Raw genomic sequence first — 11,754 nt, 5'->3', positions numbered from 1 at the left:
CGGCAACTCCCAAGGATCATGGGCGGGATCAATCGTTGAGCCTCGAATTTCGTCATATTGCCCATGCTTATGGTCAGGTCAGAGCGCTGGAGGACATCAGTTTCACCGCGCCGACGGGAGAGATCACGTGCCTGCTTGGCGCGTCGGGTTGCGGGAAGTCAACTCTGCTCGGGCTGGCGGCGGGATTGCTGCGGGTGCAGCAGGGCAGCATCCTGATCGCTGGCGAGCCGCTGGCCGATGCCCGCCGCAGCCCGCCGCCCGAAGCGCGGCCCGTGGGGCTGGTGTTTCAGGACGGCGCGCTGTTTCCGCACATGACCATCGCCGCGAATATTGCGTTCGGCCTGCCGAAACAGCGCTGCAGTGAGGCCGAGGGCTGGCTGGCGCAGGTCGGGCTGGCGGGGCTGGGCGCACGCTATCCGCACGAATTATCGGGCGGGCAGCAGCAACGCGCTGCGCTGGCCCGCGCGATGGCACCGGGGCCGCAGGTGTTGCTGATGGACGAACCCTTCGCCAGCGTCGACATCGTGCTGCGCCGCCGCCTGCGCCGCGATTGCCGCATCCTGCTGCGTGAACGCGGCGCGACCACAGTACTGGTGACGCATGATCCGGCAGAGGCGCTTGATATCGCAGACCGGATCGCAGTGATGGAGGCAGGGCGGATCGTCCAGTTCGCCAGCCCCCAGGAACTGCACGATGCGCCCGCCAGCGCGGCGGTGGGCGCGATGTTCGGCGGCGCGCAGGTGGTGCAGGGCGTGCGCGGGGAGGGCGGGATCGCAACCCCGTTCGGGCTGTGGGCAACGGACGTCGTGCCGCCCGACGGCGCGGCCTTCGATCTGCTGGTGCATGCCGATGCGCTGGAACTGGTGCCGGATGCCGATGGATTGCGGGTGCGCGATTGCCACCTTCAGGGCAAGGGCGTGCGGGTGGTGCTGGTGGCGGCAGACGGCGCGGAAATCACCGCCGAAACCACCGCGCCGGTCGATCCCGCGCAGCGTTACCGCGTCGCCCCGCGCGCCGGCAGCCTCAGGGTGTTCGCGCGGAGTTAGGGCTTGCGCCGCGCCAAATAATATTGCAAGTCATTCGCAACTTAAAGCGAGAAAGCTCTATCCATGAAGAAACTGTTCCTCGGCCTGATTGCCTGCGCCAGCGTTGGCGTGCTCGCTGGCTGTGCCGAAACGTCTGACGGCGAGGGCGATGCCCCGGCCGATGCAGGCGTGGTCAACCTCTATTCCTCGCGCCATTACGATACCGATCTGGCGCTGTATGAGGACTTCACCGAACAGACCGGCATCAAGGTCAACCGGATCGAGGCCGATGCCGATGCGCTAATCGAACGCATCCAGTCCGAAGGCGAATTCAGCCCGGCCGATATCCTCATCACCGTCGATGCCGGGCGGTTGTGGCGTGCGGAGGAAGCGGGCGTGTTCGGCCCGGTCGATTCCGCCGTGCTGGCCGAACGCATCCCTGCCAACCTGCGCCATCCGGATGGGCTGTGGACCGGCCTGTCGACCCGCGCGCGGATCATCATCTACAACAAGGCCGCCGGAAAGCCCGAGGGGCTGGAAACCTACGCCGATCTCGCCGATCCGAAGTTCCGCGGCGATATCTGCATCCGTTCCTCCTCCAACATCTACAACATATCGCTGCTTTCCAGCATCATCGCGCACAATGGCACGGCCGAGGCCGAGGAGTGGGCCAAAGGCGTGGTCGCCAATTTCGCGCAGCCGCCGCAGGGTAACGACACCTCGCAGATCGAAGCGGTGGCGGCCGGCCAGTGCCGCATCTCGGTGGTCAACACCTATTACCTCGCGCGCTATGCCGGGGGCGATGCCGACCAGAAGGCGATCTTCGACAATATCGGTGTGATCTTCCCCGATCAGGACGGGGTGGGAACCCACGTCAATGTCAGCGGCGCAGGGCTGGTGAAGACCGCCCCCAATCGCGAGAATGCCGTGAAGTTCCTTGAATATCTCACCTCGGAAAGCGCGCAGCGTTACTTCGCCGACGGCAATAACGAATATCCGGCGGCGCAGGGGCTGAAGGCCAATTCGGCGGTCGAGCAGTTGGGCAGCTTCAAACCAGACACGATCAACGCCGCAGAAATCGGCCGTAATCAGGCCGAGGCGGTGAGGATCTTCGACCGCGCCGGCTGGAACTGATTTGCGCCAAAGGAATTGAGGCGCATCAAGGCCCGCTTTCAGGGCTTATCGCTAAACTGTCTTGAAGGGCGCGCACTTGTCGTCCATCTGCGCCCCCATTCCAGCCGCGTGTCCTTGCGGCGCTGACCTGTATTCGAGGCCCGTTTTGAACCAGCCCATCATCGACCGCGACCAGTTCACCGAAAGCGCGGCGCTCTCTGTCGAGACGATCACCTATGTCCACCACTGGTGTGAGGGGCTGTTCAGCTTCAAAATCACCCGTCCGCCGAGCTTCCGTTTCCGGTCGGGCGAATTCGTGATGATCGGACTGCCCGGCGACAACGGCAAGCCGCTGCTGCGCGCCTATTCGGTCGCCTCGCCCAGCTACGACGAGGAACTCGAATTTCTGTCGATCAAGGTGCAGGATGGCCCGCTGACGTCGCGGCTGCAGTACATCAATGTCGGCGATCCGATCTACCTCGGCAAGAAGCCGACTGGCACGCTGGTGACCGATGCGCTGCTGCCGGGCAAGCGGCTGTTCATGCTGTCGACCGGCACCGGGCTTGCGCCGTTCATGAGCCTCGTTCGCGATCCCGAGGTCTATCAGATGTTCGAGGAAGTGATCGTCGTCCACTCGGTGCGCAATGTGAACGAGCTGGCCTATCGCGAGCTGCTGGAAAGCAAGCTCGAAGGCGATCCGCTGCTCGAAGACGAAGACCGCGCCAAGATGATCTACGTCCCCACCGTGACCCGTGAACCCTTCCGCACGCAGGGCCGGATTCAGGCGCTGATCGACGACGGGCGGCTGTTCGAACAGTCCAATGGCCCGCAGCGGTTTGTGCCGGAGGAGGACCGCGTGATGCTGTGCGGATCGATGGCGATGATCAAGGACCACGCCGCCGATCTGGAAGCGCGCGGCTTTGAAGAGGGCGCGAACAACAAGCCGGGCCAGTTCGTGATCGAACGCGCGTTCGTGGGCTGATGCGGCGGCAGCCATGCCGCTGAATTCACGCAAGGTTCACTTTGCCATAGTAACCTTCCCTCGGTGAAGGAGGACGGCATGGCAAAGCGTCTGGTTTCGGTATCGGCAGGCATCCTTGCGAGCATTGCGCCCGCAGTCGCCATTGCCCAACCCGTGCGCCAATCGCCTCTTCCCAGCTACAGCTTCGTGCAATTGTCGGTCGCCTCGGCGCAGATCGCGCCTGCGGAATTCCAGTCTGTCACGGCGGCAATCCGGTCCTGCAACGAAGCGAAGGCGCTTGGCGAGGCGCTGGGTGCCAAGGTCACCAGACACAAGTTCGTGCACCAGTCGGAACTGCCTCCGCAGCTCAGGCCGGTTGTCGAGCAGGTGCAGAGGGGCCGGTCGACCCCGGTACTGAGTGAAGACGGTTCTGCGCTGCACGTCCTGGTGGTCTGCCACGTGGCCTGACCGGCGCCGACTTTCCCCAGCTGAAATCTCAGGCTCTGCTTCCCGCTTTCCCGCTTGACCCCCAAGCGCAGGCCCTGTTTGTAGCGTGGCAAATCGAAACTCTTCGGGAGAGAGAACCGCCATGCTCGCAACATCCTATCGCACCGCCTATAATGAAGACCACGAGGCCTTCCGCGACACCGTCCGCAAGGTCTTCGCGGAAGCCCTGACCCCGCACATGGAGGAGCACGAAGCCAACGGCATCGTCCCGCGCGATGTGTGGAAGACGATGGGCGACGCCGGAATGCTGTGCATGACGGTGAAAGAGGAAAACGGCGGCCTCGGCCTCGATTTCGGCTTCAACTGCGTGCTGACCGAGGAATTGTCCTACCTCGGCTCGTCCGCCGGCTTCACTTTGCAGAACGACATCACCGCCAATTATTTCGAGCGCCTCGGCAACCCCGAGCAGCGCGCCAAATACCTCCCCGGCATGGTCAGCGGCGACATCATCACCGCCATCGCCATGACCGAACCCGGCGCAGGCTCCGACCTTCAGGGCATCCGCACCACCGCCAAGAAGGACGGCAACCACCTCGTCATCAACGGGTCGAAAACCTACATCACCAACGGCCAGAACGCCGATTGCGTGATTGTGGTTGCCAAGACCGATCCCGAGCGCGGCGCCAAGGGCATCAGCCTTGTGCTGGTCGACGCCGACACGCCGGGTTTCGAGCGCGGGCGCAATCTCGACAAGATCGGGCAGCACGCCGCCGATACCTCCGAACTGTTTTTCAATGACTGCCGCGTTCCGATGACCAACATCCTCGGCGCGGAGGGCATGGGCTTCGTGCATCTGATGAAGGAACTGCCGCAGGAACGGCTCGGCATCGCGGTCGGCGCGCAGGCGGCAGCGCAGCGGGCATTCGATGAAGCGGTGACCTTCACAAAGGACCGCAAGGCGTTCGGCAAGACCGTGTTCGAATTCCAGAACACCAAGTTCACGCTGGCTGACCTCAAGGCCAAGCTGCAAGTCGGGTGGGCGCACTTGGACTGGGCGATCCGCAAGCATCTGGCGGGCGAACTTACCACCTCCGAAGCGAGCGCCGCCAAGCTGTGGCACACCGACCTGCAATGGGAAATGTGCGATGCGTCGCTGCAACTCCACGGCGGGGCGGGCTACATGAACGAATATGCCATCGCCCGCCTGTGGCGCGACGCGCGGGTGACGCGCATTTTTGGCGGGACCAACGAGATCATGAAGGAAGTGATCTCGCGGAGTATCTGAGCATGACCGACCCCCTCGACAATCCGCTCGACTTCGGCGGCAAACGCATCCTTGTCATCGGCGGATCGAGCGGGATCGGTAACGGCATCGCGCATGGGTTCCGGGGGCGGGGCGCGGCTGTCACCGTCACCGGCACGCGGCCCGATTTCGGCGACTACCTCGAGGCGGAGGACGCCGATTTCACCGGGCTGGATTACCGCCAGCTCGACCTGACCGACCGCGAGGCGGCCGCACAGCTGGCGGCGGACTTCGGCGAAATCGATGTGCTGGTGCTGTGCCAAGGCACTGTCCGATATGGAAAACAGGAATTCACCCGCGAGGGCTGGGACGCGGTCGTCGATATCAACCTCAATTCGGTGATGGACGCCGCCCGCGCTTTCCACCCTGCGCTGGCCGAAGCCAAGGGCGCGATCATCGTCGTCTCCAGCGTCGCGGCGTTCAAGTCGACCCTCGGCACGCCGGCCTATGCGGCATCGAAGGCGGGCGCGGCGAGCCTCACCAAGACGCTCGGCGAGGCGTGGGCGCGCGACGGCATAAGGGTCAACGGGATCGCGCCGGGGCTGGTGCCGACCAAGCTCACATCCGTGACCACCGACCACCCCGAACGGCGCGAAGCCAGCCTCAAGGCGATCCCGCTGCGCCGCCTCGGCACGCCCGAGGATATGGCCGGCGCCGCGCTGTTCCTTGCCTCGCCGCTATCCGCCTACATCACCGGGCAGACGCTGGTGGTGGACGGGGGGCTGACCCTGTCCTGAGCGGTCGCTACTTATTGCTGCAATCCCGTCACGAACGCGTCACACACCTGCGCCAACTCCGCTTATGACAACAGGGCGGGGCACGCATGGACGTCGTCAATATCTTCCTGACCAGCGAGCTTGGCGAAAGCCTGGATGATTTCATCCACGATCAGCGGCGCTTCACTTTCGACCGGCTCGGACCGGAAGGCCCGCGACGGTTGGTCGAGGGGCCGATGTGGGCGTTCATCGACTGGGTGATGGACGATCTGGCGGGGCTGGAAATGTGCCGCCGACTGCGCGCCGATCCGCGCACGGCCGATGCCCATGTGACGATGGTGCTGGAGGAAAACGACGCCGAGGATCGCCGCCGCGCATTGCGCGCAGGGGCGGATGATTATGTCGTCGGCCCGCTGACCCGCACCGCTGTGCTCGACCGGGTGCTGGCGCTGCAATCGCGCGGGGCCGAGCGTCATGCCACCAGCCGGTTCGAAGCGGGGGCGCTGTGCATCGACATGGCCGCGTTGCAGGCGCGCTGGAACGGCGAGCCGATCATGCTGCGACCCAATGAATTCCGGCTGCTGCGGTTCTTCGCCGAAAACCCCAACCGGGTGCTGACGCGCGAGGATCTGATCGGCGGGCTGGGCAAGCGCGAACCGCCGATCGACGAACGCACCGTGGATGTGTGGATCGGCCGCCTGCGCCGCGCGCTCAAGGGCGCAGGCGGCGGCAATCCCCTGCGCACCGTAAGATCGATGGGCTACGTCTTCGATCTGAATTGAGGGGGAGGGGCGGCAAAACCACCAACCAGTTCACCATCGCGAACGCGCTGGAACGGACCCCTAGGGTCCGTAAGCGCGACTGCGCGCCCGCAGCGACGCGGCCTTCAGACCGTGTGAGCGAGGAAGGCGCGGCCCGGAGGGGCCGCGCCCACAATCAAAACGTCGCCTTCAGCCCGAAGTTGAAGGCCGTGCCGACCTGGAAGGTGTTGATGTCGATCCGGTTGCCCTGAAACTCCTGGAATTCGAAGTTGTCACGGCCGAAGATGTTGCGCACTTCGAAGCTCAGTTCCAGCGGTTGCCCGGCCAGCTTGAGTTCCGACCGCGCCACGAAATCGACCGTCAGGCCCGGATCCTCGACAATGTCGGGCAGGCGGTTAAAGCCGCGCGCCGTCACCCGCTCGCTCGCATAGTTGAGCAGCACGGTAAGCTGCTGCACCTTCTCGGTATCCTCAAGGCTGAGCGCGATATTGCCGACATGGTCCGACTGGCCCACCAACGATGCGCCGTCGACGAACAGTTCGGCGGCGCAGCGTCCGGGATCTTCCGGTGTTGGCGCAAGCTGCGGGCAGCTGCCACGGTCGACGCTCGGATCGACGCTCAGGCTCGACTGGGTGTAGGTATAGTTCGCCATGACCAGGAACTGCTTGGTCTCGAAGAAGCTGCCCCAGTCATACAGGTCGAACCCGTAGGTGATGTCGAGTTCCGCGCCGTACAGTTCGGCCGCCGGTGCGTTGGCAAAGCTGGTGCGGAATTCGCCGGGCGTGATCGTCGCGAAGCTTTCGATCGGGCTGTCGATTTCCTTGTAGAACCCCGCGAGGCTGATGCGGTTCGGCCCGCCAAGGTAATACTCGGCGCGCATTTCGGCATTGGTCAGCTGGCTGTCCTGCAGCAGCGGGTTACCGACATAGCGGCGGTTCGATTCGGGATCGAAATACAGCTGTTCGACCAGCTCGCGGAACTGCGGGCGGGCGATGGTCTTGGACGCGGCAAAACGCAGTTGCAGGTCGTCCATCAACTCCCACGTCACCGTTGCGCCGGGCAGGAAATAGTCGTTGGCGATGTTGGTCGGCGTCGCCCCGGCGATCGGGGTGGTGAAGATCGACTGGTCGAGCGCGACGGTCTGGATCGCGTCTTCGTAACGCACCCCGATGTCGACCGACAGCGTGTCGGTTGGTGCCCAGCGCAGCTGACCATAGCCGCCATGAACTTCGAGCGCGGCGTCGAACACCGGGAACGGCGTGCGTTCGTTCAGGCGGACATTGAACCCGGCCAGCGTCGCACCATTGATGATGTCGCCCGGCGGCCTCAGGCCGAGTGCTTCGATCGTCTGCGAGGCTGCCTGATCGGGCAGGAATTCGCAGATCGGTCCGCAGCCCACCAGCGCCTGGATGCCGCGGCTCGATGAGCGGCGGGTGACGTCGGAATAGGCATAGCCCACGGTCGCATCGAGGTTGTCCAGCAGTTCGTAGGACAGATCGATTCCGCCGAAGTAGTTGTCTTCCTGCAGGTCGTCGAATTCGACCAGCGCGCGGATGCCGGTCTGGCCGCGCAGGCCGCCGATATCGACCCGGAACTGGTCGCCCAGCGGATCGCCCGGATTGTTGGTGCGGACATAGTTGAAGGTGGCGTTGAACGGTGCCTCGCGTTGGGTGCGGGCGAACCCGCCGCGCAGATCGACGTCGAGCTTGCCGAATTCCAGTTCGGCCACCAGCTGGGTGTCGATCAGCTGGCGTTCGAACCACGCCGTCTGCTGATCGAGAAAGTCGAAGCCGCTGTCGCCCTGCTGGATGTCGGTCCGTTCGCCGAGACGCGCGGTCTTGAGCGAATCGCGGATATACAGGTTGGTCCAGCGGATCGTGTGTTCGCCGATATCGAGGCCGAAGCCGAGCAGCGCGTTCACCAGCACGTTGTTGTCGGTGATGAAGGTGGTGCTGGTTTCGAACACCTGGCTGAGATCGGCGCTACCGGCTTGGCTCAGCACCGAGCGGTTGCGCCACTTGTTGCTGATACCCGCGGTGGCGATCACTCCGAGATAGACGTCGCCGCCAAGCTCGAAGGCCTTGCCGCCGGTAATGTTGGCGCTGAAGTTGATCGGCAGATTGTCGTTCTTCTGCAGTGTCACGAGGTTGGTCGGAAACAGCTGTCCGGCGATACCGTTGGAGGTGGCCGGATCGAGCGTTTCGAGCCGTTCGCCGCTGCCGAAGAAGGTCTGCAGGTTCGACGGGATGTCGCGGTTGCCATTGTCGAAGCCGAAGGTGTCCCAGCGGCTGCCGAAATAGGTCAGGCCGTTTTCGAACGTCGTTTCGGTGTCGCCGCCGCCGCTCACGCTGAAGGTGAGGAAATCCTCGGTCGGCACGGCCTTGGTGGTGAGATTGATCACGCCGCCGCCGAATTCGCCCGGGAAGTTGGCCGAATAGGTCTTCTGCACAAGGCTGGAGGAGACGACGTTGGTCGGGAAGATGTCGAGCGGAACCACACGGCTCAGCGGTTCGGGGCTGGGCAGCGGCAGGCCGTTGAGCAGCGCGAGCGAGTAGCGATCGCCAAGGCCGCGCACGAACACGCGGCCGTTGCCGACCAGACTGAGCCCGCTGACGCGGCTGAGCGCACCGGCAATATCGCCTTCGCCGGTGCGGGCGATGTCGGCTTCGGACAGGACGTTGAGCACCTGGCTCGATGCGCGTTCGGGATTGCGGCCCCGACGCCCGGTAACGATGATCCCGCCGCCGGGGATCGAGACATCGGATTCCTCGATCTGCTCTTCGGGCGGGGTGTCCTCGACTTGCGCCGTCAGCTCGTCCTCGGTCTGCGCATCAGCCGCTTGGGCGTGGGCGACGGCGGGAACAGTGAGCGACGTGGTGAGAAGCAGCAGCCCTGCCAGGCGCTTGCCGGTCGACATAATGCTAGACCCCCTCATGATTAGGCTTTTTATGAGTGCCGGCCGCGCAGGGCCGGATAGAAAGAAAGCGGGAGGCGCTCGCATGTCGCGGCGCCTCCCTCATTCCGAAAGGCGCGATCAGCTGTAGACCGGCAGCGCGGTGCAGGCACCGGTGGAGCTGCCGAAGTCGAGGATCGACGAGTTGCAGGTCCAGTTGCGGAAGGTCGTTTCGAACTGGGCCTGATTTTCGATCGCGCCGACATAGGTGCGATCCGGGAAGTAGCTCGAACGGCCCGAGGCAGCGAATGGAGTCACACCATTTTCGCCGGTGCCGTTGATCACCGTGCCCGTGAGCGTGATGGTGAAGGCGAGGTTGGTGTTGGTGCCCGCCGTCACTGCCGCCAGAACTTCGGCATCGGTGGTGGCATTGGCGCCCGTGCCGCGGTCACCGCGAGCCTGACGGTTGCTGCCGCCGTCGCACACCACGGAGTCGATGCCGATCAGCGCGTCGAGCGTTTCCTGCTCGTCGATGCGGAAGCAGAAGGTCGCATCGCCGTCGATCTTGTCCATCACGCCGTTGGTGAGGCTGAGCTGCGCACCGCCGCGTGCACGCACCATCTGTGCCGAAGCCGAGGAACGTTCCACGAAGGTGAAGTTGTTCACCTGCAGGCGGGTGCGCGGGAAGGCCACGATCGGGTTCGCAACGGCGTTGGGCGAATCAAGCTCGATGATCGCGTCGCCGGTGGTGGCACGCTGCACGACCACAACGGTATCGAGATCGGCCAGTGCGCCGGTGTCGACATCGAGCGAATCGTCCGAAGCGCCGATCACCGCAAGGTTGCGGATGCGAACGGTGCCGCCGAAGAACTCGACGCCGTCGTCCGAGCTGTTGAACGACTGCAGGTTCTCGATCGTGGTGCCCGAACCGATGCCGCCGGTGGTCAGTGACTGCAGTTCGTTGCCCGGTGCCAGTTCAAAGCCCGAGAAGCGGATCTGGTTGAAGGTGAACGATCCGGAATTGTCGGCATCATTCGCCCCGCCATAAGGAATGGTGACCGCCGCACCTTCAAGGTTCTGGCTGCAGTTCGGGTTCTGCGAGAAGGTGGCATCGAGGTTGACGCCGCCGGTGGCGCAATCCGAAACCCGCGCACGGCCGAGCAGCACAACGCCGCCCCACTGCTGCTGGCTGTTGTCGTTGGCGACACCGATCACGTTATCGCGGCTGGTCCACACGATCGGGCGATCGGCGGTGCCATTGGCGTTGAGGCGGTTGCCGCGGTTGACGATCAGCGCCGAAGAGCCCTGACCATACAGGATCACGCCCGGTTCGACCGTCAGGGTCACTTCATTATCGGTGCTGGCGAAGCCTTCGTCGCTGCCGACGAAAACCTGACCGCCGAGTTGGTAGAGCAGGCCCGAAATGTAGGGCAGCGTGTCGTTCTGGTTGAACGTGGCCGGCAGGGTGCAAACCCGGAAAGTGCCGACGGCATTGTTCGTGATCGTGCCGGCATCGGTCAGACCGCCGGTCGAATTGATGGTCGGACAGCCGCCCGCCGGAGTGACCAGCGACTGGGTCGGGGTCGGCGTGGGCGTCGGGGTCGGCGTCGGGGCCGGATTGTTGATGATGATGTCGCCGCTGGTGCCGGGCGAGACGATTTCGTCGGCGCCGCAGCCAGCCAGAGCGACCAGGCTGCAACCCAGAACGAGAGTGCGTTGAATGTTTTTCACAGCGAGCGGTCCCCTCAAAAACCGAGAATCAGACAAAGCGCGAATACCGAGATTCGAATGCGCGTCGCTTCGCTAGGGGTGCTGCGTGACAGAATTCTTGCAGCATGACAGTCCGGAGGCATTTACGTCATTATGACCGAAGAAAGACAAAGATGACCATTTAGGGCTGTCGCCGATCCGCGAATGTGACTGTAGAAAACGGTCTTAATACAGTGTGATGGCGGATAAAATTACAGGAAAAAGACATTATTACGGTTTTGTTGCATTCATGGGAAAGCTGAGTCACTATGCTCCCAGCACTGGAAAGAGGAGCCCAGCCCATGTCCGTCACCGCTTTCGCGATCGCTCTGTTTGCCGCCACCCCGCTTGCCGATGCGCCCCAGGCGCAGCTTCAGTCCGCCACGCCGGGCGGCGATCTAGCCGCGCAGACGCTCGCCGCCGGACGCGAGGATGAGGCGCTGGCCGTGCTTCAGCGCGCCAGCGCTGCCGATCCGCATGATCCGGCCGTGCTCATCAATCTCGGCATCGCCTATGCCCACAAGGGCGACGATGCCAAGGCGCGCGCCGCATTCGAAGCGGCGCTGAACTGTCACGAGGTCATCGAGCTCGATACCGCCGATGGCACCGCCACCGATTCGCGCCGGCTTGCACGAAAGGCGATCAGGATGCTCGAACGCGGCGATTTCCGGGCCGAGCCGGCGCGCGGCGGACAACTGACCTATAACGACCAGTAAGAAGCGGCAGCCCAAAGCCTGCCAAAAGAACCGCTGCGGGCGGGCTGCCAGTGGTGCGGCCCGCCCGTTT

General features: G+C 63.9%; 10 protein-coding genes. 8 read left to right on the top strand and 2 right to left on the bottom strand.

Going from position 1 to position 11,754, the window contains the following annotated elements; all coding sequences use genetic code 11:
• Window positions 1–35: 35 nt before the first annotated feature.
• The 7 genes from Q0L48_RS14545 (at window position 36) to Q0L48_RS14515 (ending at window position 6,347) form a co-directional block, all read left to right on the top strand.
• The gene (locus tag Q0L48_RS14545) at window positions 36–1,046 is read left to right on the top strand and encodes an ABC transporter ATP-binding protein (RefSeq protein WP_296722143.1); all 1,011 of its coding nucleotides are present in this window, start codon (window positions 36–38) and stop codon (window positions 1,044–1,046) included.
• Window positions 1,047–1,109: 63 nt separating this feature from the next.
• Window positions 1,110–2,159, top strand: a complete 1,050-nt coding sequence (locus Q0L48_RS14540; protein WP_296722142.1) for a Fe(3+) ABC transporter substrate-binding protein — start codon at window positions 1,110–1,112, stop codon at window positions 2,157–2,159.
• A gap of 145 nt (window positions 2,160–2,304) precedes the next feature.
• Complete coding sequence (locus tag Q0L48_RS14535) at window positions 2,305–3,120, top strand: ferredoxin--NADP reductase (protein ID WP_296722141.1); 816 nt, start codon at window positions 2,305–2,307, stop codon at window positions 3,118–3,120.
• A 78-nt stretch (window positions 3,121–3,198) separates the two neighbouring features.
• On the top strand, window positions 3,199–3,567 hold the full coding sequence (locus Q0L48_RS14530) for a hypothetical protein (protein WP_296722140.1): 369 nt from the start codon (window positions 3,199–3,201) through the stop codon (window positions 3,565–3,567).
• A gap of 121 nt (window positions 3,568–3,688) precedes the next feature.
• The gene (locus Q0L48_RS14525; RefSeq protein ID WP_296722139.1) at window positions 3,689–4,831 is read left to right on the top strand and encodes an acyl-CoA dehydrogenase family protein; all 1,143 of its coding nucleotides are present in this window, start codon (window positions 3,689–3,691) and stop codon (window positions 4,829–4,831) included.
• Window positions 4,832–4,833: 2 nt separating this feature from the next.
• Entirely contained in the window at window positions 4,834–5,586 is a 753-nt protein-coding gene (locus Q0L48_RS14520; protein ID WP_296722138.1) for an SDR family NAD(P)-dependent oxidoreductase, read from the top strand.
• 86 nt (window positions 5,587–5,672) lie between these two features.
• Window positions 5,673–6,347 (top strand): response regulator transcription factor, encoded by a 675-nt coding sequence (locus tag Q0L48_RS14515; RefSeq protein ID WP_296722137.1) that lies wholly within the window; start codon window positions 5,673–5,675, stop codon window positions 6,345–6,347.
• Window positions 6,348–6,501: 154 nt separating this feature from the next.
• On the opposite strand, the gene Q0L48_RS14510 is transcribed toward Q0L48_RS14515, so the two are convergent.
• Both Q0L48_RS14510 and Q0L48_RS14505 read right to left on the bottom strand, forming a co-directional pair.
• A complete protein-coding gene (locus Q0L48_RS14510) occupies window positions 6,502–9,243 on the bottom strand; it encodes a TonB-dependent receptor (RefSeq protein WP_296722135.1) in 2,742 nt (913 codons plus the stop codon).
• Between the two features lie 117 nt (window positions 9,244–9,360).
• A complete protein-coding gene (locus Q0L48_RS14505) occupies window positions 9,361–10,950 on the bottom strand; it encodes a hypothetical protein (RefSeq protein WP_296722134.1) in 1,590 nt (529 codons plus the stop codon).
• 320 nt (window positions 10,951–11,270) lie between these two features.
• Between Q0L48_RS14505 and Q0L48_RS14500 the strand changes: the two genes are divergently transcribed.
• Window positions 11,271–11,684, top strand: a complete 414-nt coding sequence (locus tag Q0L48_RS14500) for a tetratricopeptide repeat protein (protein WP_296722133.1) — start codon at window positions 11,271–11,273, stop codon at window positions 11,682–11,684.
• Window positions 11,685–11,754 lie beyond the last annotated feature (70 nt).

The organism is Erythrobacter sp., assembly GCF_024305245.1.
Taxonomy (GTDB): Bacteria; Pseudomonadota; Alphaproteobacteria; order Sphingomonadales; family Sphingomonadaceae; genus Erythrobacter.
Note: the sequence above shows the minus strand (reverse complement) of the source record. Positions and strands in the feature narration are given on the sequence as shown.

What these genes read in the sequence shown, in the direction of transcription:
- Q0L48_RS14520 (WP_296722138.1), top strand. Translation starts at nt 4,834, where the DNA reads ATGACCGACCCCCTCGACAATCCGCTCGACTTCGGCGGCAAACGCATC.
- Q0L48_RS14515 (WP_296722137.1), top strand. Translation starts at nt 5,673, where the DNA reads ATGGACGTCGTCAATATCTTCCTGACCAGCGAGCTTGGCGAAAGCCTG.
- Q0L48_RS14530 (WP_296722140.1), top strand. Translation starts at nt 3,199, where the DNA reads ATGGCAAAGCGTCTGGTTTCGGTATCGGCAGGCATCCTTGCGAGCATT.
- Q0L48_RS14540 (WP_296722142.1), top strand. Translation starts at nt 1,110, where the DNA reads ATGAAGAAACTGTTCCTCGGCCTGATTGCCTGCGCCAGCGTTGGCGTG.
- Q0L48_RS14500 (WP_296722133.1), top strand. Translation starts at nt 11,271, where the DNA reads ATGTCCGTCACCGCTTTCGCGATCGCTCTGTTTGCCGCCACCCCGCTT.
- Q0L48_RS14525 (WP_296722139.1), top strand. Translation starts at nt 3,689, where the DNA reads ATGCTCGCAACATCCTATCGCACCGCCTATAATGAAGACCACGAGGCC.
- Q0L48_RS14510 (WP_296722135.1), bottom strand. Translation starts at nt 9,243, where the DNA reads ATGTCGACCGGCAAGCGCCTGGCAGGGCTGCTGCTTCTCACCACGTCG.